Raw genomic sequence first — 22455 nt, forward strand, 5'->3', positions numbered from 1 at the left:
CGCGTCAGCGGCCGGGCCTGCCGCGTCCGTCGGTGGGGCTGTCGAGGTCCAGCGGGAGGCCTCGACTGGCGTCGAGCCGACGGGTCCGCAGCTCTTCCTCGCTGCCCACGGCGTCTTCCAACGCGTCGATGTCCTGGGAGGAGTCGGCACGCCGACGCGGCGCCTCGGCCGTGGGCTGCTCAGCCACCGGCGGCTCGCCACCGTGGAAGGCCTTGCGCGCCTTCATGGGCTGGGGACGGCTGAACTCCTCGAGGGCCGAGCCCTCCTGCGGCGCGTAGCCGTACCCATACCCGTAGCCGTATCCGTATCGACCGGTCTTGGTGGGCGTCATGTTGAACACGGCGGCCACGGGCTTGGCGCCCACGCCCTCGAGCCGTTCCACGGCGCCCCGCACCTGGTCGGCGCTGGTCTTGCCGTGTCGGACCACGAGCACGGCGCCGTCGACCACGCTGGCGATGAGGGCGGCGTCGGTGACGGGAAGCAGCGGTGGGGCGTCGATGAGGACGACGTCGTACTCCTCGCGCAGCTGGCCGATGAGGCTGTTCATGGCGCGCGACTGGAGCAGCTCGGCCGGGTTGGGGGGCGTCTTGCCGCTGGACAGGACCGACAGCCCGGGGAACTGGGTCTCCTGCATGGCGTCGGGCAGGTCGATGCGGCCCACGAGCACGGTGGTGAGGCCCACGGCGTCGACGAGACCGAGGTACTGCGCCACACGGGGGCGGCGCAGGTCACCTTCGACGAGGGCGACCTTCTGGCCGCCCTCGGCGAGCGCGAGGGCCAGGTTGCAGGCGGTGGTGCTCTTGCCCTCGCCGGGCAGGGCGCTGGAGAGGACGAACACCTTCTTGTTGGCGTCGGGGTCGATGAACTGCAGGTTGGTGCGCAGCACGCGGAACGCCTCGGCGCGTGGCGCGTAGGTGTCGATCTCGGAGATCAGCGGGGCGCCGTCGGCGCCGCCGTCGAAGGGGATGGCGCCGATGACGGGAGCCTCGGCGAGCTCCTCGAGCTGGCGGTGAGTCTTCACCGAGGTGTCGAGCGTCTCGCGAAGCACGGCCAGGCCGGCGCCGAGCAGCAGGCCGAGCACGAGTCCGAGGCCGAGGTTGCGCAGGGGCTGGGGCGAGACGGGGCTCTTGGGCTCGGTGGCCTGGTTGGTGACGGTGGCCTTGATGGTGGCCTGGTCCTGGCCGGGGGGCGTCTCCAGCTCGCCGACGTAGCCGACGAACACGTCGGCGGTGGTCTCGGCGATGCGCTGGGCCCGCTCCGGCGACGGGTCGGTGACGGTGATCGTGAGGATCACGGTGTCGAGCTGGCTGGTGGCGGTGATCTGCTCGCTCAGCTCGGCCGGGGTCTCGTCGAGGTCGAGCCGCTGGATGACGCGACGGGTGATCTCGTTCTGGTTGACCATCTCGGCGTAGCTCTTCACGCGCTGCAGGGAGAACTGGCTGCCCTGGAACGCCTGGTTGTCGTCGGAGGCCTGGGAGGTGGAGATGAACAGGTCGGTCGACGACGCGTACTGCGGGGTGGTGCGCCACGTGGCCAGCGCCGCGAGGGCCACGACGCCCAGGGTGACGGAGGCGATGAGCAGCCAGCGGTGCCGGAGGATGTTCAGGTAGTCCCGCAGGTCCACGCGCGTGCTCCCGAGAATCGGTGGTGAAGCCCCGGGTCGCCCAGGGCTGGGGATCACTCTAGGCGAGTGGGCGGGCGGCGGGTCAGCACTTGGGGGTGCAGAATTCGGCCAGGTTGCTCACACGGTGTCGAGCAGCTCGAGCAGGTAGCGGCCGTAGCCGCTCTTGTTCAGTCGCTCGCCGCGGGAGCGCAGCTGGTCGTCGTCGATGTAGCCCATGCGCCAGGCGACCTCCTCCGGAGCCCCGACCTTGAGGCCCTGTCGGCTCTCCACGGAGCGCACGAAGTTGGAGGCGTCGTTGAGCGAGTCGAAGGTGCCGGTGTCGAGCCAGGCGGTGCCACGTTCGAGGATCTCGACGTGCAGGCGCCCCTCCTCGAGGTAGCGCTCCTGCAGCCCGGTGATCTCCAGCTCGCCCCGGTCGGACGGCTTGAGGTCCCGGGCGAACTCGACCACGTCGTTGTCGAAGAAGTACAGGCCGGGGATGGCGAAGGGACTCTTCGGCTCGGTGGGCTTCTCCTCGATGGAGATGACCCGCCCGTCGTCGGCGAACTCCACGACGCCGTAGTCGCGGGGGTCGGCCACCCGGTAGCCGAAGATGGTCGCGCCGTCCTGGTCGACGAACCGTCCCAGGGTGGTGCCGAGGCCGGTGCCGTAGAAGATGTTGTCGCCGAGCACGAGGGCGCTGTGGTCACCGCCGATGTGCTCCTCGCCGATGAGGAACGCCTGCGCCAGCCCGTCGGGGCTGGGCTGCTGGGCGTACGTGAGCCGGATGCCGAACTGGCTGCCGTCGCCCAGCAGCCGCTCGAAGCCGTCGGCCTCGTGCGGGGTGGTGATGATGAGGATGTCGCGGATGCCGGCCAGCATGAGCGTGGACAGCGGGTAGTAGATCATCGGCTTGTCGTACACCGGCATCAGCTGCTTGCTGATGCCCTCGGTGATCGGATGCAGGCGCGTGCCGGTGCCGCCGGCCAGGATGATGCCCTTCACGACTCGCTCCCTCGCCACATGTTCGGACCAACGATCGCATCTGGGCGTGGTCACGGTCGCGGGCCGATACGCTCCGGCCATGCGTTCGTTCTTGGTGACCGGGGGCGCCGGCTTCATCGGCTCCAACTTCGTGCATCGCGTGCTGGAGACCACCGGCGCGACCGTGACGGTGCTCGACAAGCTGACGTACGCCGGCAACCGCGCCTCGCTCGACGGCTTGCCCGAGAACCGACTGCGGTTCGTGCAGGGCGACGTGGCTGATGCCGCGCTGGTCGACACATTGCTGCCGGGCCATGACGTGGTGGTGCACTTCGCGGCCGAGAGTCACAACGACAACTCGCTGCGTGACCCCCGCCCTTTCGTGGACACCAACCTGGTGGGCACCTACACGTTGCTCGAGGCGTGCCGCAAGCACGACGTGCACCTGCACCACGTCTCGACCGACGAGGTGTACGGCGACCTCGAGCTCGACGACCCGCAGCGCTTCACCGAAAGCACGCCCTACAACCCGTCGAGCCCGTACTCCTCGACGAAGGCCGGCTCGGACCTGATGGTGCGTGCGTGGGTGCGCTCGTTCGGCCTCCGCGCCACCATCAGCAACTGCTCCAACAACTACGGCCCGCGCCAGCACGTGGAGAAGTTCATCCCTCGCCAGATCACCAACATCCTCACCGGGCGTCGGCCGAAGCTCTACGGCTCCGGTCAGAACGTGCGCGACTGGATCCACGTGGACGACCACAACGATGCCGTGCTCACCATCATCGAGAAGGGTGAGAACGGCCGGACGTACCTGATCGGCGCCGACGGCGAGAGCGACAACCTCTCGGTGCTGCGCATCCTGCTGGGCCTGATGGACCAGCCCGAGGACGCCTTCGACCGCGTGGCGGACCGCCCCGGCCATGACCTGCGCTACGCGATCGACTCGACGCGACTGCAGTCCGAGCTGGGCTGGGAGCCTCGCTACAGCGATCTCGACGCCGGACTGGCGGCGACGGTCGAGTGGTACAGGGCGAACACCTCGTGGTGGGAGGCGCGGAAGGCGGCGGTCGAGTCGATGTACGCGAGATCCGGGCAGTAGCCGCGGCATCCGTTCGGGTCTCGCACGGTCACCTCCAGCGCGGGGCCCGGACGCTACAGTGCTGTCGTCCTGGTGGATCACTCCAACGAGACAAGTCCTGCAGCTCTGACGGATCCGGGGAGTGCCCCCTTGCGCGCAACGCTCGTGGCCCTGCGCCGCTCCAGCCTCGAGATGATCCTCTACAGGCTCAAGCGCATCGTGCGGAACAGGCTGGTCCCTCACATCGCCGGGCACTACGCAGCGAGTTGCCGGAGGTCGGCGAACCGGCTGCCCCTGGTCGGCCTGGGCGCAGAGGCCAACGCTGCCGCGCAGCTCGTGGCCCGCTTCTACGAGGAGGACGTGGCGAAGGTCGAGGATGCCGCGAAGGGTTCATTCAGCTTCATGGGGGACCCGGTCGACTTCGGCGGGCTGGAGGCCGTCGACTGGCAGCACCGGAGACCCTCGGAGACGACCCACCACATGTGGCGGATGAAGCTCAACCAGCTGCCGTTCCTGCACACGCTCCTCGCGTCGGGTCGCCAGGAGCATGATGCGGCAGCAGTCGCTGTCATGGAGCACTTCTCCGCCGGGGCGACGTTCACCGAGTCGTCGGCCTTCGCCACCTGCTGGGCGCCGTACGAGATCTCGCACCGCCTGCTCGCGGTCCTGTCAGCGTTGGGGGTGCGTGATCAGGCGGCACCCCTCCGCCCCGAGCACCTCGAGACGATCCGCGACTTCGTCCGTATGGACGTGGCGGTGCTGAGCCGGAACCTCGAGCTCGAACTGATGAACAATCACACCGAACGGAACCTCGCGGCTCTGACGCTCTACTACTGCGCCTGCGGCGTACACGCGCCCGCCCGGATCGACTCACTCGTCCAGCGCGTCATGGGCGCGACGATCCTCGACGACGGGACGCAGGTGGAGCGTTCTGCGATGTACCAGGGGTTGTCAGTCATGTCCCTGGAGATCTTCGCCCAGGCAGAGGCGCTTTCGCCACGGACCAGGTCGACCGCCCGTGCCCTGGCCGCGAAGGCCACGGAGGCCTGGGCCGTCCTCACCCACTCGGACCAGGACATCGCCCTGTTCAACGACAGCTGGTGGGGCGAGACGCCACGGTGCTCGGAGGCCACCGGTGTCCCTCCCGCTCCGCGCGGCTGGCTGCCGTCGGGCGGCTACCTCAAGTTCGCCGGCGCCGACGTCACGACGCTCATGGACCTTGGGGCGATCGGTCCGTCGTGGAATCCCGGGCACGGTCACGAGGATGCACTGTCGCTGGAGGTCGATGTTCGAGGGCGCAGGCTCCTGGTCGACCCGGGGACGTCCACCTATGACGCTGGCGCCCAGCGCCAGGCGGAGCGCGCTGCGGAGACGCACAACGCTCCCCGGTTCATCGATGCCTCGACGGCGACCTTCACCGGTAGCTTCCGAGTCGTCGAGATCCCGCCGGAGCCGGCGGTGTCCCACCTCGACCTGGCAGGCCAGTCGGTCGCTGCCGAGCTCGCGACGCCAGCGGGCACGGTCCATCGATCACTGGAGGTCTCGGATCACGGTGCCCGGGTGGTCGACCGTTGGGACGGTACGGCGCCGGGTGAGACGAGCATCCTGATCCCCGGTACGTGGACGCTCACGTTCGGCTCGGGGACGATCCTCTGCGAACAGGAGGACGTCGTGGCCGAGATCGTTCTCGAAGCGGGACAGGTTGTCGGCTCGCAGCAGGACACCTGGTCATCGGTCTTCGGGTTTCGAGAGGCCGCGACCCGGATCCGTCTCGCGCCCGACGACGCCTCCTCGCCGCGAGAGCTGGCCTTCTTGATCCGGCGTGGTTCAGAGGTCACGCCGATGTAACACACCTCGCATGTCGAACGGAACCTGTGGCAACCAGGCGCATATAGGCTGCCGCTGAATGTTCGGACCCGCGCAGGTGCGCACAGGGTTGGATCCGAGGTGGAGGAACCGTTGAAGATCGCTGTGCTGGGGCTCGGATATGTCGGCATGACCGCTGCGGCGTGCTTGGCAAGTGAAGGTCATGACGTCGTCGGCGTGGATCCCAACCGCTCGAAGCTCGACATCGTCAACGACGGCAGGTCGCCGATCCAGGAACCAGGTCTAGAGGACCTCGTGTCCGCGGCCGTCAAGGACGGCCGGCTCCGTGCGCAGTCGGAGCTGGACCAGCTGGTCGCTGAATGCGAGCTGGCGATCGTGTGCGTCGGCACGCCGAGCGCCGCCGACGGATCCCACAACATGGGGTTCATCGCCGAGGTCTCGAGGCAGCTCGCGCACCTCCTCTCCCAGCACCCGACGGCGCGGATGACCGTGGCTTACCGCTCAACGATCCGACCGGGTTCGATCGAGGAGCTGATCGCACCCATCTTCGACGCGGCGCTGGGGGCTGAGTCCTCTCGCGCCCGGATCGTCTACAACCCGGAGTTCCTCCGCGAGTCGACAGCGATCAGCGACTACTTCAACCCGCCCAAGATCGTGGTGGGGACGAGCGACGGTCTCCCGGATCCCGTCATGGACCGTATCCACATGAACCTGGACGCGCAGGTCTTCACCGTGGGCTACCGCGAGAGTGAGGTGACCAAGTTCGTCGACAACACGTTCCACGCCCTCAAGACCACGTTCGCCAATGAGATCGGCCGTGTCTGCGGTGAGCTCGGGATCAGCGCTGCCGCGGTGCACGAGATCTTCGTGTCCGACACCAAGCTCAACGTTTCCCCCTACTACCTGCGGCCAGGGGGTCCCTTCGGTGGGTCCTGCCTCCCGAAGGACGTGCGAGCGCTGCAGCACATCGCTAAGTCGGCCGGTGCGGCCACTCCGGCGATCAACGCCCTAATCGAGTCGAACGAGGCGCACAAGACCTTCATCTTCGAGATGGCGACCGCGGGTCTCGATGACGGTGCCGAGGTGTTGCTACTCGGACTGGCGTTCAAGGACAAGACGGACGACCTGCGGGAGAGCCCCAACATCGATCTCGCCCGCTCGATCATCGATGCCGGGTATCGTTTGGCGATCTACGATCCGTACGTCTCGCCGGAGAACCTCATGGGGCAGAACCTTGGCGTCCTCTCGGGATCCCCCTTCGTCAGGGATCTGCTCGTCTCGAAGGAGACGGCCGAGTCGAGGACGTGGGACCGAGTGATCGACTCCCGCTCCATCGCCGCGGACCTGGACCTCGACCTCGCCCTTGTCGCCGACGTCAACCGACTGGCCTAGGGGATCCGGGTGAGTGCAGACGTCCTCCCGAAGGCGATGGAATGTGAGCAGGCAGAGCAACGGCTGCGGATCGCAGTCGTCTACAGCCGCCTCCCCTTCCCGATGATGCGCGGCGACCAGATGACCGTCGCCCACCTCCTGGCGTACCTCGCCAAGCGCGGACACACCGTGGACCTCTACACGCTCGATCTCGACGGCGAGGTCTCCGAGGTCCAGCACGCGTGGCTCCAGGAGGCCTGCAGGACCGTACGCGTCTTCCGCCACTCCCGCGCGAGCAAGGTGTGGGGGCTGGTCCGAGGCTCGATGCGGCTCCTCCCCCTCCAGGTCGCCATCTTCTGGAACCGCGCCATGGCGCACGAGCTTCGCAGGTCGCTGGGACAGGCCCAGTACGACATCGTCTACAACTACTACCCGCGGACCGCTCCGGCGGTGGAGCACGCCGTCGGGTCCGGGGGAACCCCCAAGACGTTCCTCGCGCTGCAGCTGTCGCAGACGTTGAACACGCGACGGATGGCCCAGCACGAGTCGCGATGGTTCTGGCGACTCGTCTACAACGTCGAGGCCCGCCTGATGGGGCGGTACGAGTCGCGTGTGTGGCAGAGGTTCGACCGGACGATGCTGATCGGACCCGCCGACGTGCAGGCGATCGAGCAGCAGTGCCGTGAGCACGGCCAGCCCACGATCGACAACTGGCTCTATGGCGCCCACGGGACCGACACGACGAAGTACCTCGCTGCCACCGACGAGGAGATCGTGGAGAACCGCGTGGTCTTCTCGGGCTCCATGTTGTACCCGCCCAACGTGCAGGCGGCCCTGTGGTTCGTCGACCGGGTCTGGCCGCTCGTGCGGTCCGAGGTCCCGGAGGCCTCGTTCTTCATTCAGGGTCGGGACCCGGTGGACGAGGTGCGCGCGCTCGACGGCAGGGACGGCATCGTCGTCACCGGGACGGTGCCCGACGTCGGCGAGATCATCCGCTCGGCGGCGGTGTGTGTCAATCCGATGCTCGCGGCCGGAGGGATGCAGAACAAGCTGCTCGAGTACATGGCGTCGGCCAAGGCGGTCGTAGCCTCCAACGTCGCGAACGAGGGGATCAGAGCCCCCGACTCCACGCTGCGCGTCGCAGACGACCCCCGCGAGTTCGCCCGGGAGGTGGTCGTCCTGCTCCGTGACCCCGTAGCCGCGAGTGCCCTGGGTCAGCGAGCCAGCGACCACGTCAGGACGCACTGGACGTGGGAGAGTCACTTTCGCCTGCTCGAGGAGGCGTTCGTCGACGAGCTCGGCGCCGATCACCCGAGCACCCCGGGCTAGCGGCGCATGCTGATCGCGGTCTCCTTGCGGTACGCCGGACTGTTGCTCCAGTTCGTCGTTCTGGCGGTGCTCGCGCAGCGACTGCCGCCTGAGAGCTACGGGACATACGTCCTCGTCCTCGGGGTCGTCCTGCCGACGTACTTCCTGGTCGGTCTGGGCTCCTCGGAGTGGTTCGTACGGGACGTGCCGCAGCTGAGGTCGTCGGAGCGGGACGCCACCCTCCCAGGTCTTGCGGGCGCGGTGCTCACCGCCGTCTTCTTCTCGGGCCTCGCCACAGCGGTGGTCGTCGCTGCCCTGGTGGCGATGACAGAGCTCAGGACGGCGGCGCTGGTTTTCGCTGGAGTCATGGTGATCTCCGCCGGACTGATGTTCAACGGGGCTCAGCTGCTGCTGGGCTCCGGATCCGGACGACTCGGCGCCTTCTTCTTCTACCCCGCCCTGAACATCGCCATCGCGGCCTCTGCGCTGCCCGTCGTCATCGTGGCGTCCCAGCCGACGTTCACGCAGGTCGCCACGGCCGCGGGGGCGGCCGCGGCGCTGGGTGGCACGGTCGCCGTCATCGCAGCCTTGCTGGCCTGCGGCGTCGGCAGGCCGGACCTGCGCCAGCTCGTCTCCCGGGGGCCACTGGGGCTACGACTCGCGGGTGCGCGAGCCGCGTACTCCCTGGGGCTGTGGATGCCGACTCTCGTAGCTGGAGCGGTTCTCTCGGCAGCCGAGGCCGGGGAAGTCGGCACTGCAGGGCGGATCGCGGTTGCTGTTTCGGCGATCACGGCGGCGTTCAGGTTCATGGTCCGGCCGGCGTTCGCTAGAGCGGGGAGCGATGGAAACCTGGAAGAGATCCGTCGACTATGCGCCCGGCTCTCCGGTGTCGCATCCGTGCTGGCAGCAGGCGCTCTGGTTGCCAACATCGCGCTTGGCGAAGGCGTACTGTCCTGGATGTTCGGTCCCGGCCTCAGCGCTCTGCCCACCCTGCTCTCGATTCTCCTTGTGGGCGTGCTGGCTGAGGCCCTGGTGGGCCCGGCCGACGAGGTGCTGAAGATGTTGGGCTTCGAGTCGGCAATCCTGGGGGCCTACTGCGTGATGCTTCCTCTCCAGCTCGCGGCTTTGGTGCTCGCGGGAAGCGCAGCTGGCATGAACGGTCTGGCGGTCGCGCAGGTCGGCTACTACGGCATCACGTCCCTCGCCGTCCTTCTGCTGGTGCGGTGGAAGGTCGGGGTGTGGCTCGGGCCGTTGGCGGGCGTCGGGCGGCCGAGGAAGGTGAGGTTGTGACCGCACGATCGACCGTTCGTCCTGTGTCCAGATCAGGCTCGGGAACTGAAGCGTGGGGCCAGAGATCCCTCTTCGCTGTCCTCGTTCTGTGCTTCCTGCCGTATCTGGCGTTTGGTCCGATCGCGGCACCCTCGCAGGTCCAGCCGTGGGCCTCCATCGCGGCCTGGCTTTGGGTATTCGCCCGCCTTGCACGCCACGGATTATCGATCAACGCACCCCAGTGGTTCGTCATCGGCTTCAGCGTGTGGTTCATGCTCTACGTCTACCAAGGCGAGGGCTTCGACCTCTCCGTGTACTTTCGGCGGTCCGCCGCGTTCCTGCTGAGTGTCGGGATCATGCTCGCTTGCCAGTACGCGCAGCCGCGGACGGTCTGGAGGGCCCTCTGCACGGCGCTTCCCCTATGGTTCGGCTTCGCCCTGCTGCGCTATGCCGCCCCTTCCGTGTACTTCTCCCTCGTGACCCCCTTCGTGCCGACTGTGGTGGTCTCGAACGAACGCGGCAGCTCGAGCCTCGCGCCAGAGGCAACGGACTTCGGCTTCACGATGGTCTTCCTGCTCGCAATCGCCATGGTGGTGAGGGCGAGGATGGCTCGGGAAGGGGTCAGTCTCCCGAGATGGCCGCTGGCCCTGGCCGTCCTCTGTGCGGTCGCGTCCTTGTCTGGAACGGGAATCTTCGGGCTTGCCCTGGTGGCAGGTATAGCTTTGGCGACGGCGAGGTCACGCAGCGGTCGCGGCGGTCGACTAGGACGGTTCATCCTCCTGGTTGTCGTCGGGTTCGCCGCACTCTTCGTGCTCAGCACTGTGGCCGAGACCGGCATCAGAGGCGTGGACCTGCTCGCAGTCGCGGTGACGTCGCCCGGAGAACTGCTGAACTCGACTGCGTCCTACCGCATTGCCCACAACCTCGTGGGCTTGTTCGGCTTCTTCGACTCCAACTTCCTCGGGTATGGAGCGGGGTCGTTCCTCGTCGAGGGATACCAAGTTTATCTCCGCCACGACGTGGGAGGCTTGCTCGGACTTGCGGGTTACTACGCCCAGAACGTCCCGGCCACGCTGGTGCAATCACCCGTCTCTTTCATCGCCGTCATCTTGCTCGAGTACGGACTCGCCGGGCTGCTTTTCCTAATCCTCGTCTTCACTATTCCCTTCCGCTCCGCGATGCCCCTCGCGACCCTCGCAGGCTCGCTGATGGTGATTGCCTGGGCGCAGAGTTTCCCGGCCGCTTGGCCACTCTTCTGGGTGATGCTGGGCATCGCCATGAGTCCGCGGTTTCGCCAAAGCGGGACGCCACGGAAGTCCGAGAAAGGAAGACCGTGAAGAACGAACAGGCCGCGGAATTTGGTTACATCAGTGGACTCGATGGACTAAGGCTCTTCGCCGTGGGGATCGTCGTGGTACGCCACTTCGAGATCGTCGAGGTGCTCCCCGGCGGCTTTGGTGTGTCCGTGTTCTTCTTCATCAGCGGATTTCTCATCAGTCGACTGTTGCTTGCGGAGGAGAAGCGGCGAGGACAGATCGGTCTTCGCCCCTTCTACGTCAGACGATTTATCAGGTTGTTGCCGCCGCTGATCTTGATGGGCGTTGTGGCGGTACCGGTCTTGTGGCTCCTTTATCCGGAGGAGTTCTCGGGGCTGCAGATTGTCCTGTCGTTCCTCTACCTCGGGAACCTAGTGAAGTTCGGGGGGGACCTGTTCGGTTGGCCGATCGGGCTTCCCGCCTTCGAGCCGCTGTGGAGTCTCGCGGTCGAGGAGCATTTCTACCTCCTCGTCCCGGCCGCGCTGCTCCTCCTCCGAACTGCACGCTCGAGAATCAACTTGATGATCGTGATCATCGTGGCTGCCCTGATCTTGAGATTGGTCGTATTCCAGATCTGGCCGATCGAGACAGCAGACGAGATCAACTACCACTTCACGCTTACCCGGATCGATTCGATGGCGTGGGGCGTCTTGCTCACTCTGCTCCTGGAGGCTAGGAGACTATCCATCGAGCACAGGCCTGCGTGGCAGGGTCATGCACTTGTCTTCGGTGGTGGGCTGTTCATGATCGCGACGATGGTCCACTGGTCTACGCTCTACGAGGTTGCGCTCAAGTACACGGTGCAAAGTTTCGCGATCGGAGTATTTCTTTCGGGCGTTCTGTTTGCAGCCAACTACGGCTGGCTGCGACGGTGTCTCGAAACGAGACCTGTAGTTCACCTGGGCCGGATCAGCTACGAGATCTACCTCTGGCACCTTCCGCTTCTAGCCATAGTGGTGTACTTCGTGGACTCTCGAATTCTTGCCGTATCCGTGTCGCTGGGACTCACTGTGATCGTCTCCGACATCGCGTATCGAATGACGACGAGGAGATTGAGCCAACTAAGGCGACGTTTCGGCGGCCACCCGGTCTCCTAGTCGGATCGCCTACCCCCAAACGTGCTGAGGGGACGTCGTCGATCCCGGCGTGATGGAGTCGCATTGTCGGGGGTTGGGAACAATCGCCCTCGGACCGTTCTCCAGTTGGTCCCGACGCCCGATTTAGCCCAGGTTGACCGGTCCGAGAGGTGGCGCGAACTTCAACTGGTGTGTGGTCCTTTCCGGTGGGGGGGTAGTCCCTAGTAGGCGCCGTCGGAACCGATTACTGCTCGTACGGTTCGCCACAGAATGATCAGGTCCCCAGTCATGGACCAGTTCTCGACGTAGTAGGTGTCCAGGCGGATCGCGTCTTCCCATGTCAAGTCTGACCGGCCCGACACCTGCCACAGTCCGGTCATGCCAGGCAGGACGCGCAGGCGGCGATGGGCGACGTGGTCGTAAAGGTCCACCTCGAACTGACGCTGGGGCCGCGGGCCGACGAGGCTCATCGTTCCGAACAGGACGTTGAAAAGCTGCGGCAGCTCGTCGATGGAGTAGCGGCGAAGGAACCGACCAACCGACGTGATGCGCGGGTCGTCCTTGAGCTTCGCTAGAGGTCCGACGTCCTGGCCTTGCTCGGAAAGTAGATCGGCAAGTCTCTGGTCGGCATTGAGGTGCATCGACCTGAACTTGATCATCCCGAACGGCTCTCCGTCGCGTCCAATGCGCTCCTGTCGGTAGAAGACCGGACCGCGACTTGTCAGCTTTACGGCTAGCGCCGCAGTGAGGAGAACTGGGGAGAGGAGAACGATGAGTCCCAAGGAACCCACTCGATCGAACACTCGCTTGGGCCAGGTAGCCGCGTCACCGTAGGTCGGCTTCTGGACGCTGAGAAAGGGCAGCTTGCCGACGGCGCTGAGCTGGATCCTCGAGCCGGACACGTCGACGACGTTGGGAGACACGAGCAGGTCGACATCGCGGTTCTCGAGCTCCCACGTGAGCTCCTTGAGGCCTGCATGCCCCAAGTGCTCGCTGTCCGTAACGATCACCAACGTGGCTTCGGCGACCGCGAGCGCCTGGGACAGATCTCTCTCAGTGCCGAGGACGGGCACGAAAGCGTCCGGGATGGGAAGCCACTCGTTGAGAGAGCTCGCTCGATCAGGTACCCACACGCCCGTCACCCGCACGCCAGAGCGCGCGTTGCCACGCAAGTGACGGGTGATGTCCTCTGCTGACCGGATGCCTCCGACGACCAGGGCATTGGCGATCAACCCACCGCGATCGCGCCGTCGATGGAGCCATGACCGCCAGAACTTGCGGCCTGCCAGCAGTCCCGCCAGGCCGAGGGGGAAAGTGATGGCGAGATAGCCGCGTGACGAATCGAACTTCAAGACGAGCGAGGCGATCGCCACGAGCCCGAAAAACGTGACCGAGGCTCGAATCAGTCGGCGGTACTCCTCGACGCCGTCACCAAGGATGCGAGCGTCGCGCGTCCGGTAGGCCTGGAGCGCGAGTGACCAACCGATCGCAAGGATCGCGCCGAAGGTCCAGTAGGTGAACGAGAAAGGGCCGGCGGTGCGCACGTCGGACTCGACGCCGAAACGGAGCGCGGCACCGATCAATGCGGCAGCGAGAAGGACACCCACGTCGGTCAAGAACAGGTGGTGGGCGAACGACTTGTGCCACGGCGCGAGACGCGGGGGGTGCTCGTTGATGGCCGGTAGCTCCAGAGGTGAGGGGGACGCCGATGCTGAGGGTCGCGGCGTTCCGGCCACCCACGACGGGCTGACCGAACTGTTCGTCTTGTCGAAGTCGTGAAGGGTCATGCGCGCCGATCCACAGAGCTGGTTCTTGAGCGGACACCTGATTTCCGCACACGGCCAGGCTAGACGGGTTGGTCTGCGGGATCGACCGATTCGTGTAAACGAGGCGTGACGATCAGAGCGATCGTCGGTGATCTCGGGCACGCAGAGGCCTTCGGAGCGGCGTTCGAGGACTGAAGACCAGGGCAGAAGGGCCATGATCGCGTCTCACATCTTAGACTTTCCTCCAGGTGTGGAAGATCGGGTGACAACCGCTTGAACGGCCGAGTAACGTTCTTGATGAAGCCCCGCTGACTCACCCCCCGAGGTCAGCGGGGCTTTCCTATGCCATCGGCTTGCTTGTCGCGGGTGGCCTTGGCGTCATGACCGATCGCATCGGCACTCCACCTCGACGAGACCATCCATCATCCAGGGGGATCGATGAGCGACCACGCCAAGCGACGACTGCACGAGCAGCGACCGGAACCGACCCAGGGCGAGAGGTTCCGCTACGTCGCGGTGCTGCTCCTTGCCGTGGCCACAGCGGTGCTCGTGGTGCAGGCCCTCCAGGCTGCGTGAGCAAGACCACCAGGCGGCGTCACCTGCCCGACATCTGACCTCCCTACCGTTGAGGTGGGAGGTCGGCCATGAAGAAGACATGGAGACGCTGGCGGTGCCGCATGAAGTACGGCACCGCGTGCCCGCACGCCGAGCTGCACCACCGCAGAGCCGGCCGGTAGCGCTCAGCCGAGCGACACCGAGTCGTTCGCCGGGTTCGGGTCCACGTTGCCCGGTGCGCTGACCGTCGCCAGGAACCCTTCGGTCGCGCCCGGACCCCACCAGAAACGGATGGGCTGCGGGTTCGGAGTCGACGCCTCGCACGAGCGGGTTGTGCCGACCTCCGTGCAGCTCCAACCGTCGCCGCCCCACAGCGAGACCTCCATGCCCGGCGGCAGCTCGACGTGCAGGAGCGGGGTCACCGTCGACGACGTGACCGCGAGCGTCACCTCGTAGACGTTGCCGGGAACGGCTTCGAGCACGGTGACGGCGAGGTCCTCACCCTCCTCGGGTGGCTCGACGGGTTCGGTGGGCTCATCGACAGGCTCGGAGGGCGAGGGGGTGGGCGAGGGGTTGAGAGTGGGCTCCTCGACGGGCTCGGAGGGCGATCGTGGGTTGGACGGTCTCAGCCCCTCGACAAGCTCGGGGGGCGTGGGTTGGGCGAGTGGTGCGGAGGTCGGCTCCTCGACGGGCTCGGAGGGCTTGGGGGTGGGCTCCTCGACAGGCTCGGAGAGCGGTGGTGGGTCGGAGGGCGCGAGGGGCGCGGTTGCGGCGGCGCTGGGGACGGTCGTGTCGTCGGGCGGGCTCAGGAGGGAGACGCCCACCGCCGTCGCGCCGACCAGGGCCATCACGATCGTGGCGCCGGCGGCGATCGCTGCTGCCGACTCCATTGCGCTGAGCGCGGCCGCGCTGCCCTTGGGCGTGCGGGTGGCGCTGCGCGCCGCGGGGGTCGCGCCACCCTTGGGGGTGCGGGAGCCGGCGGCGGTGGACGCGGCGGCGGCGACCTTCGGGGAGTCGACGGCGATGGACGCGGCGACGCCGTCCTGGGGGGAGCGGGGGCCGCGGGTCGTCGCGTCGTCGGGGCCGTTCCCGGACCCGACGGGCCCTGACCCGAAGGCGGCCACGCCTGGTGCTCCCAGCAGGGCCGGCGGGAGCAGGAGGCCGAGGTCCGCGGTGATGCCGCCCACCAGGACCGCCGCCTCGCGGCAGTCGTCGCACACCTCGAGGTGCGCCTCCACCCTCGCGCGGGCGCGCGGCCGCAGCCGGCCCCGGTCGTACGCGGGCAGCAGCTCGCGCACCTCGCGGCACTCGGGATCGTCCGTCTGGCCCAGGTGGGCGGTGAGGTAGGCGTTGCGCAGACCCTCGCGAGCCCGCAGGGCGAGCGACGACACCGCGTTCGGCTTGATGCCCAGCACCTGGGCCACCTGCTCGGGTGACTCGTCGTGGATGGTCGTGTGCCACAGCACTGCCTGCCAGCGCTCTGGGAGCGTGGCGAACGCCTGCGCCAGCAGGCTCGACTCACCGCGCAGCGCGATGCCGTCGGCGACGGTCGGTGCATCGGGCGCGGTCTCGAGGTCGTCGTAGAGGTCCTGGCGCGACGCCGCCTTCGACGCCGCGTAGAAGCCGTTGCGCACCGAGGTGAGCAAGTAGGGCCGGAAGGCGAACTGCGGGCCCGCGCCGTTGCGCACCGCGCGCAGCACTGCCACGAACGCGTCCGACGCCAGGTCCTCGGCCGCCGATGCGCCGGCGAGCGCACCCGCGAGGCGCACCGCCGAAGGGTGGTGGCGCTCGAACAGCCGCCCGGCGGCGTCGTCGTCACCGTCGCGGTAGCGCTGCAGCAGCTCGGCGTCGCTCGGGTCGAGGAAGAGGTTGGTCATCGTTCGCATTCAGCCGGAGAAGGTGGGTCTTCTTCCAGGAGACCGCAGTGCCCGGCTCGTCACGCACCTTCGCGCAGAAACTTCTTCGCGGTCGTGCGTGACCAGTGGGGCGGTCCGCACTCCTCCTAGTCGTCAGGGCAACGCACCGTCGAGGGAGAGCGAGGAACAGATCGTGACCGTCCGTGCCATCAGCGCCTCGAGTGGTCCGGGCGGGTCGGGCGCCACCGACGCCGACGTGGCCCGTGCACGGGCCCTGCTGGCTCGTTGCACGCCCGGCGGCCCGTGCCAGCCCGCCCTCGCGGGTCGGCTCGGACATCTGCAGGCCCGTCGTGGTGCCGACCTGCACACCCTCCTCGCCTGCGTCGACGACACCCTCGTCGGCGCCGGCCGGGCACCGGCTGCCCCGCACGTCGCCTGCGCGGCGCTGGCGGCGTGGGCCGCCGAACGCGCCCGACTGGGGCTCGGCGCCGACGACCCACTCACCGGCTTGGCCGGCGCCGACCAGCTGCGCGACCAGCTCGCTGCGGCCGGCGGGCACGGCCCGCAGCGCGTCCTCGTGGCCGAGGTGATGCTCGATCAAGCGGAGCAGAGCGCCCGGGGGTCGGCGGGCGGCGTCGAGTCCGAGCTGACCCTCGCGCTGGTGCGGGCCGTCCTCGACGACGGCATCGCGCCGTGCGCCGTGTGGTCGCGGCTCGGCACCCATCGCCTGGGCGCCGTGGTCGACGACGGCGGCGTCGCCGGGCTCGCCGCCTCGGTGGGCCGCGCCCGACGCTGGCTCGCGCGGTGGCGCGACGACGTGGACGTCGCCGCCTGGTTCGAGCCGGTGCCAACCGATCCCAGCGCGCGCGGCGCGCTGGTCAGAGACCTCGCCATGTAGGGCGAGCGGTCGTCGTCCACGGACCCGTACAGGGGTCGGGTCCGCGGTGGGCAGGTGGGAGACCTGCCCCTCGGGGGGACGGCGACCAGGACCGGCGGTGGCGCGGCCCTCGGGTGCCGATCTGGAGGATCGGCGTCAGCGGGCCCGCGCCGCTGCCGGTCCGATCGGCGGGTGGCCGGTCAGCTGCCGACGTCGAACGTCGGGCTCGGTGCCGCGGCCGGGTGGTCGGTCACCGGCTTCTTCTTCGACGGGGCGATCGAGGTCGGGCGGTCCCGCACGAACTCCTTCTCCATCCAGTGCGCACGGTTCCGGCCCGTGCGCGGGTCCCAGAAGTCGCACAGCACCAGGTCGCCGGACGTGGCGGTGGCCGTGGCCGGGACGAGCTCCTTGACCGTCTCCTCCCCGTGGTCCCAGAGGCAGCCCACCCAGACGGGGCGGGGGTCGAGCAGCGCCGTCACCGTTCCGGACGGTTCTGGCTGCTCGTTGATCAGGAGACTCATACCGCAAACGTAGGTTGCGAACACTTTTTGAACAAGTATGGCGAGCCTGGGTGAGGCATCACACCAGCTCGCGGTTGGCGAACTGCTCCAGCTTCTCGCACACGAACGAGACGTGTCGGTGCAGCCAGACGGTGGCCGCGGGGCCGAAGGAGTCCGACGATGCGTCGACGGAGTAGGTCACCAGGCTGCCGCCCAGGTGGTCCGTGAGCACCAGCTTCTCGTCCAGGTCGGCGATCGGCGTCTCGGTGCGCAGCGCGAGGCACTCGGCTTCCTCGAAGTCCGTCACCTCCACCGTGGCGTCGACCCCGTGCAGGCCGTTGTTGTGCTTGCACACGTACGAGGACGTCGGCTCGAGCAGGGGGCCGTCGGTCGACGCGCACTCCTCCAGCGCGCTCCACTGCGAGATGGTCTCCAGCGCCACCAGCTCGGCCCAGAGTCGTTCGCGGTCCAGCGAGGACTCGATCTCGTAGCCGTCGACCAACATTCCTCGACGGTAGAGGCGCGCGACTGTGCTCGCATGGCGAGGCGCGTCTGCGCCGGTCCGCTGGACAGTGACCTCGGACCGGCTCGCTCAGGCGATGGAGTGTGTCGGCAAGAAGTGCGACAGAAGCCGCAGACTGGGGAGGGAAGGCTTCGACGAAGTTTCGTGCTCGAACGTTCAACTGCCGGTCTAGGATCGACCGATGGGTAGATTCCGAATCCTGTGTGATGGTGACGTCCAGGCCGAGGGTCCATCGAGCTCGGTGTTGCAGGCGACGAAGCGGGCGCTCGAGATCCGAGCCGAGGACAAGAGCCCCGATCGTGAGTTCGCTGTCGACGAGCTCGTGGGCGGAGAGTGGCGCCGTGCGGTGACTCTCCATCCCGTGGCGGGAGCCGTCTGACGCCGTAGGTGGGTCAGGTGCGTGCCCACGATGCGCAAGGTGGGCCCGCGGCTGCAGCTCCGTTGCCTCGAATCGTCCTGCGCAACGTTCAGCCAGGCGGACGCCGGCAAGACCAAGCGGATGGCGGTGGTTCTGCGAATCTACGTCTACGTCATGAGCACGTCCCACCCGTTGCTCACGCAGCATGAGGGCAGCGGCCTTTTGAGCCTCCGCAATCCGGTCCTTCTGCGCAGCATCGCGAGTTCTCGTGGATGACGGACCCGTTCCACATTTCGCGTTCGGAACCACAAATTGCCTGCAACGCCAGCGCGCGGGTGACATTTCCCACTTGTTACATCCCGGTAGATGAAAAGTTCTTCAACTCCGGTACGGTCGCTGCAACCCATGGCGGGGCAGACCCGCCAGAACGTGTCCCCGTACGGGGCAACGAGAGGAAACGACACGATGGCAGACGTGGCGGCAGCGCTCGACCAGGCTGGACTCACCAACGAGCACGTGCGCGAGTACGTGCAGCACTGGGCGGGGGTGACGGGTGCCGCGCGGGTCGAGGTCGTCTCGGCCGCTGACGACGCCCGCCTGATCGAGGAGGCGCTCGAGGCCGGGGAGCTTCTCCCCGCCGGCGAGGGTCGCTACTACTCGCGGTCCTACTTCAAGGACACCGCCCGCGCCGAGGAGCGCACCATCGTCGCCACCAGCGACGAGAACGACAAGGGCATCTACAACAACTGGCGTCCGTCCTCGGAGATGAAGGACAAGCTGGTCGGCCTCATGACCGGCGCGTCCGAGGGCAAGACCATGTACGTCATCCCCTACCTCATGGCACCGAAGGGCTCGCCCCTGTCGGAGTACGCCGCCGGCGTCGAGCTCACCGACAACCGCAACGTCGTCATGCAGATGATCCGCATGGCCCGGGTCGGCTCGGAGTACGTGAACGACCTCGGTGACTCCTTCGTGCGCGCCGTCCACGTGACCGGCGACCTCGAGAACCTCGGCCAGGGCACCCCCGACGACAAGCGCTACTTCGTCACCGTCGCCGACGAGCGCACCATCCTGCACTTCGGCTCGTCCTACGGCGGAAACGCGCTGCTCGGCAAGATCGCCCACGGCCTGCGCCAGGGCTCCTACGACGGCTGGAAGAACGGCTTCCTCGTGGAGCAGTTCATGCTGCTCGGCATCGTCGACAAGGAGACCGGCAAGAAGTACCACATCTGTGGCGGCTTCCCGTCCGCGTCGGGCAAGACGAACCTGGCCATGACGCTCGCGCCCGACGCCCTCGGCGACCGCTACTACGTCGAGTTCTACGGCGACGACATCGCGTGGTTGTGGGTCGGCGACGACGGCAAGCTCTACGGCATGAACCCCGAGAACGGTGTGTTCGGCGTCGCGAAGGACACCAACTCCAAGACCAACCCCGGCGCCGTCGACTCCATCGTCGAGGGCACCGGCGCCATCTTCACGAACGTCGCCTACAACACCAAGACCCAGGAGGTCTGGTGGGAGGGCAAGGGCGACAAGCCCACCGATCTCGACGGCTGGGAGGACTGGAAGGGCGACGTGATCGCCGACCGCACGGGCGACGAGGTCGACGCCCCCTGGGCCCACCCCAACAGCCGCTTCACCACCACGCTGGAGAACGTGCCCAACGTGGCCGCGGACTTCGAGGACCCGAAGGGCGTCGAGATCCACGGCGTCATCTTCGGTGGCCGCACCCGTGACCGTGAGCCGCTCATCCGCGCCATCGACGACGTCGCCGAGGGTGTCTACGACGGTCTGACGCTCGGTGCCGAGGCCACGGCCGCGGCCGACGGCCTCGAGGGCGTGCTGCGCTACGACCCGATGTCGATGCGTCCGTTCATGTCCTACGGCGAGGGCGACTACGCCGCGCACTGGCTCGAGGTCTTCAGCCGCACCACGAAGAAGCCCGTGTTCGCGCACGTCAACTGGTTCCAGCGCGGCGACGACGGGCGCTTCCTGTGGCCGGGCTACCGCGAGAACCTGCGCCCCCTCGTGTGGCTCATGCAGTACATGAACGGCGAGGTCGAGGGTCAGCGCACGCCCGTCGGCGTCATCCCGACCCGCGACGAGCTGCTGCTCGAGGGCCTGGACGACCAGGCGCTCGCCGACCTCGACACGATCCTCACGATCGACGTCACGCGCTGGCGCGAGGAGATCGGGCACCGCCAGGTGCACCTGGAGCAGTTCCGCGACCTGCCCGAGGAGATCTGGGAGGCGCACCGCCGCGTCGCTGCCGCACTCGAGGCCGCTGCAGCCGACGACGCCTGAGCTGGTGGGCGACACCAGCGCACCACTGCACCACAGCAAGGCCGAGCTCTTCCGCACGCTCGGGCACCCGGTCCGCATCCGGGTGCTCGAGCTGCTGGAGGCCAGGCCCATGGCCGTGCGCGAGCTGCTCGCCGACATTGACGTCGAGTCGTCGTCGCTGTCGCAGCAGCTGGCAGTGCTGCGTCGCGTCGGGCTCGTGACCTCCACCCGGCAGGGCGGCACCGTCGAGTACGCACTGGCGACTGACCGGGTGGCGGACCTGCTGCACGCCGGTCGAGCGCTGCTGGGTGCGCTCGACTGACCCCTGCTCGTCCTGTCCTTCGGCCCCTCTCGTCTCGAGTGGGGCCGAAGGTCTGTGGAGGGCTGGTACCTTGGTCACGTATTCGAACAGGTGCTTGCTTCCTACCTGATTCTGCCTCTACGATGGGAGTAGATCAGCAGGAGGAAGCATGAGCGTCGCCGCACTCGACACCCACCCGGTGCCGTCGTGCGTGCACGGACTCCACGCCCTGCTCGACACGGTCCCCACCAGCGCGTGGGACGGTCTCGACCCCACCGAGGTCCGACGACTCCTCGCCGAGATCGGCCGTGCCGAAGCACGCCTGTCGGCCCACAAGATGGCCGCGGCGCGTGTGCTGGAGAAGGCCCGCAAGGCCGCGGCGAACGGCGACGGACCACGCCCCGGGGCGGGCACCTCGACCGGCGCGACGATCTCGTTCGACTTCGGTGGGGACCGCGGCGGGGCCGATGCCCTGGTGAACACGGCGCAGCGGATCGAGGAGCAGACCACCCTCACCGAGAACGCGCTCGCCGCCGGAGTGATCAGCACCAAGCAGGCCGACCTGATCTCCCGCGCGTTGGCCAAGCTTCCCGACGACGTGACCGCAGAACAGCGTGATCAATGCGAAGAGACCTTGCTGAAGGACGCGCAGCGGCTGACTCTGAAGGACCTTCGCCGCAGGGCCGCCCGGATCACCGAGACCTACCGTAAGACGACCGACGATGTCGACGCCGACGAGGACGAGATCCTCCGGAAGAAGGAAGAGGCCGCGCGGGCGAAGACGTCGTTCTCCATGTGGGACAACAACGACGGCACGGTCACCGGCCGGTTCACCCTCCCCGAAGCACAGGGCGCGATGCTCAAGACCGCGCTGGATGCCCTCGCGGCCCCGCACCAGAAGGTCGGGACCGTGAACGCTGCGACCGGCGAGCACGACGAGGTGGGGTTCGGGCAGTCCTACCCCCAGCGCCTCGGACACGCGTTCGCCACCCTGGTCGAGCACCTGCCCGCCGACCAGCTCCCGTCCAACGGCGGCGTCTCCGCTGTCGTGACTGTGAACCTCGATCTCGACACCCTCATGGGCGGCATCAAGGCCGCCGGGCTGTCGGACGGCACCCGCATCAGCGCCGGAGAAGCACGACGGCTCGCCTGCTCCGCGCAGATCGTGCCCATGGTGTTGAACGGGAAGCCGCTCCCCCTCGACCTCGGGAGTGCGAACCGGTACTTCAACCAGGCATCCCGCCGGGCGATGGAGAAGCGCGACCGCGGCTGCACCGCACCCGACAACTGCGACCGAGACGCCAGGTGGACCGAGGCCCACCACCTCAACCCCTACGCCATCTCCAAGACCACCGACATCCGCGACGGCGCACTCCTGTGCCCGTTCCACCACCACCGCGCCCACGACCAAGGCTGGATCGGACGGATCCACCCCGACGACGGCCACGTCGAGTGGAAGCTCCCCGGCTCCGACACCTGGCAACGCAACCAACGTTGGCGACCCTGACACTCGACCACCACGACACCCCGACCCATCGGTCGGGGCAGTCGTGCTGCCCGACCAACGCTGAACCGCTCAGGGTGGTCTCGATACACCTCCCCTC

19 protein-coding genes are annotated in these 22455 nt (G+C 67.6%); 13 read left to right on the forward strand and 6 right to left on the reverse strand.

Annotated features, from left to right (window positions below; translation table 11 throughout):
* Nucleotides 1–4: 4 nt before the first annotated feature.
* Nucleotides 5–1624, reverse strand: coding sequence for a polysaccharide biosynthesis tyrosine autokinase (locus RQG84_RS16275; RefSeq protein WP_311210871.1), 1620 nt, complete (start codon nt 1622–1624; stop codon nt 5–7).
* A 117-nt stretch (nt 1625–1741) separates the two neighbouring features.
* Nucleotides 1742–2608, reverse strand: coding sequence for a glucose-1-phosphate thymidylyltransferase RfbA (gene rfbA / locus RQG84_RS16280; protein ID WP_311210872.1), 867 nt, complete (start codon nt 2606–2608; stop codon nt 1742–1744).
* A 79-nt stretch (nt 2609–2687) separates the two neighbouring features.
* Here rfbA and rfbB point away from each other — a divergent pair, with 79 nt between their 5' ends.
* The 7 genes from rfbB to RQG84_RS16315 all read left to right on the forward strand — a co-directional run bounded on the left by rfbB (nt 2688) and on the right by RQG84_RS16315 (nt 11853).
* Nucleotides 2688–3686 (forward strand): dTDP-glucose 4,6-dehydratase, encoded by a 999-nt coding sequence (rfbB, locus tag RQG84_RS16285; RefSeq protein WP_311210873.1) that lies wholly within the window; start codon nt 2688–2690, stop codon nt 3684–3686.
* Between the two features lie 729 nt (nt 3687–4415).
* The gene (locus RQG84_RS16290) at nt 4416–5513 is read left to right on the forward strand and encodes a heparinase II/III-family protein (RefSeq protein WP_311210874.1); all 1098 of its coding nucleotides are present in this window, start codon (nt 4416–4418) and stop codon (nt 5511–5513) included.
* A 99-nt stretch (nt 5514–5612) separates the two neighbouring features.
* Nucleotides 5613–6884, forward strand: a complete 1272-nt coding sequence (locus tag RQG84_RS16295; RefSeq protein WP_311210875.1) for a nucleotide sugar dehydrogenase — start codon at nt 5613–5615, stop codon at nt 6882–6884.
* Nucleotides 6885–6893: 9 nt separating this feature from the next.
* The gene (locus RQG84_RS16300; protein ID WP_311210876.1) at nt 6894–8192 is read left to right on the forward strand and encodes a glycosyltransferase family 4 protein; all 1299 of its coding nucleotides are present in this window, start codon (nt 6894–6896) and stop codon (nt 8190–8192) included.
* 6 nt (nt 8193–8198) lie between these two features.
* Nucleotides 8199–9461 carry a hypothetical protein gene (locus RQG84_RS16305; RefSeq protein WP_311210877.1) on the forward strand — a complete coding sequence of 421 codons (1263 nt, stop codon included), beginning with the start codon at nt 8199–8201 and terminating at the stop codon, nt 9459–9461.
* Nucleotides 9462–9712: 251 nt separating this feature from the next.
* Nucleotides 9713–10777 (forward strand): hypothetical protein, encoded by a 1065-nt coding sequence (locus RQG84_RS16310; RefSeq protein ID WP_311210878.1) that lies wholly within the window; start codon nt 9713–9715, stop codon nt 10775–10777.
* Entirely contained in the window at nt 10774–11853 is a 1080-nt protein-coding gene (locus RQG84_RS16315; protein WP_311210879.1) for an acyltransferase, read from the forward strand. Before RQG84_RS16310 ends, RQG84_RS16315 begins: the two co-directional genes overlap by 4 nt.
* 200 nt (nt 11854–12053) lie before the next feature.
* Here RQG84_RS16315 and RQG84_RS16320 read toward each other — a convergent pair whose 3' ends face one another.
* A complete protein-coding gene (locus tag RQG84_RS16320; RefSeq protein ID WP_311210880.1) occupies nt 12054–13619 on the reverse strand; it encodes a sugar transferase in 1566 nt (521 codons plus the stop codon).
* A 417-nt stretch (nt 13620–14036) separates the two neighbouring features.
* Between RQG84_RS16320 and RQG84_RS16325 the strand changes: the two genes are divergently transcribed.
* The gene (locus tag RQG84_RS16325) at nt 14037–14174 is read left to right on the forward strand and encodes a hypothetical protein (protein ID WP_311210881.1); all 138 of its coding nucleotides are present in this window, start codon (nt 14037–14039) and stop codon (nt 14172–14174) included.
* 164 nt (nt 14175–14338) lie between these two features.
* On the opposite strand, the gene RQG84_RS16330 is transcribed toward RQG84_RS16325, so the two are convergent.
* Nucleotides 14339–16030, reverse strand: coding sequence for a sigma-70 family RNA polymerase sigma factor (locus RQG84_RS16330; RefSeq protein ID WP_311210882.1), 1692 nt, complete (start codon nt 16028–16030; stop codon nt 14339–14341).
* Nucleotides 16031–16202: 172 nt separating this feature from the next.
* Between RQG84_RS16330 and RQG84_RS16335 the strand changes: the two genes are divergently transcribed.
* Entirely contained in the window at nt 16203–16907 is a 705-nt protein-coding gene (locus RQG84_RS16335) for a hypothetical protein (protein WP_311210883.1), read from the forward strand.
* A 179-nt stretch (nt 16908–17086) separates the two neighbouring features.
* Here RQG84_RS16335 and RQG84_RS16340 read toward each other — a convergent pair whose 3' ends face one another.
* Nucleotides 17087–17407, reverse strand: coding sequence for a hypothetical protein (locus RQG84_RS16340; protein WP_311210884.1), 321 nt, complete (start codon nt 17405–17407; stop codon nt 17087–17089).
* A gap of 58 nt (nt 17408–17465) precedes the next feature.
* Entirely contained in the window at nt 17466–17891 is a 426-nt protein-coding gene (locus tag RQG84_RS16345) for an SRPBCC family protein (protein WP_311210885.1), read from the reverse strand.
* Between the two features lie 418 nt (nt 17892–18309).
* Here RQG84_RS16345 and RQG84_RS16350 point away from each other — a divergent pair, with 418 nt between their 5' ends.
* The 4 genes from RQG84_RS16350 (at nt 18310) to RQG84_RS16365 (ending at nt 22358) form a co-directional block, all read left to right on the forward strand.
* Complete coding sequence (locus RQG84_RS16350) at nt 18310–18543, forward strand: hypothetical protein (RefSeq protein ID WP_311210886.1); 234 nt, start codon at nt 18310–18312, stop codon at nt 18541–18543.
* 189 nt (nt 18544–18732) lie between these two features.
* Complete coding sequence (locus RQG84_RS16355; RefSeq protein WP_311210887.1) at nt 18733–20571, forward strand: phosphoenolpyruvate carboxykinase (GTP); 1839 nt, start codon at nt 18733–18735, stop codon at nt 20569–20571.
* Between the two features lie 4 nt (nt 20572–20575).
* On the forward strand, nt 20576–20872 hold the full coding sequence (locus RQG84_RS16360) for a metalloregulator ArsR/SmtB family transcription factor (protein ID WP_311210888.1): 297 nt from the start codon (nt 20576–20578) through the stop codon (nt 20870–20872).
* 148 nt (nt 20873–21020) lie between these two features.
* Nucleotides 21021–22358 carry a DUF222 domain-containing protein gene (locus tag RQG84_RS16365; protein ID WP_311210889.1) on the forward strand — a complete coding sequence of 446 codons (1338 nt, stop codon included), beginning with the start codon at nt 21021–21023 and terminating at the stop codon, nt 22356–22358.
* The last annotated feature ends 97 nt before the right edge of the window (nt 22359–22455 follow it).

The sequence above is a fragment of the Aeromicrobium sp. WCS2018Hpa-31 genome (genome assembly GCF_031843905.1).
Classification (GTDB): domain Bacteria; phylum Actinomycetota; class Actinomycetes; order Propionibacteriales; family Nocardioidaceae; genus Aeromicrobium.

Bases quoted from the DNA above. Each gene is read 5' to 3' on its own strand.
- rfbB (WP_311210873.1), top strand. From the start codon at position 2,688: ATGCGTTCGTTCTTGGTGACCGGGGGCGCCGGCTTCATCGGCTCCAAC.
- RQG84_RS16305 (WP_311210877.1), top strand. From the start codon at position 8,199: ATGCTGATCGCGGTCTCCTTGCGGTACGCCGGACTGTTGCTCCAGTTC.
- RQG84_RS16310 (WP_311210878.1), top strand. From the start codon at position 9,713: ATGCTCTACGTCTACCAAGGCGAGGGCTTCGACCTCTCCGTGTACTTT.
- RQG84_RS16320 (WP_311210880.1), bottom strand. From the start codon at position 13,619: ATGACCCTTCACGACTTCGACAAGACGAACAGTTCGGTCAGCCCGTCG.
- RQG84_RS16325 (WP_311210881.1), top strand. From the start codon at position 14,037: ATGAGCGACCACGCCAAGCGACGACTGCACGAGCAGCGACCGGAACCG.
- RQG84_RS16330 (WP_311210882.1), bottom strand. From the start codon at position 16,030: ATGACCAACCTCTTCCTCGACCCGAGCGACGCCGAGCTGCTGCAGCGC.
- RQG84_RS16340 (WP_311210884.1), bottom strand. From the start codon at position 17,407: ATGAGTCTCCTGATCAACGAGCAGCCAGAACCGTCCGGAACGGTGACG.
- RQG84_RS16345 (WP_311210885.1), bottom strand. From the start codon at position 17,891: ATGTTGGTCGACGGCTACGAGATCGAGTCCTCGCTGGACCGCGAACGA.
- RQG84_RS16355 (WP_311210887.1), top strand. From the start codon at position 18,733: ATGGCAGACGTGGCGGCAGCGCTCGACCAGGCTGGACTCACCAACGAG.
- RQG84_RS16365 (WP_311210889.1), top strand. From the start codon at position 21,021: ATGAGCGTCGCCGCACTCGACACCCACCCGGTGCCGTCGTGCGTGCAC.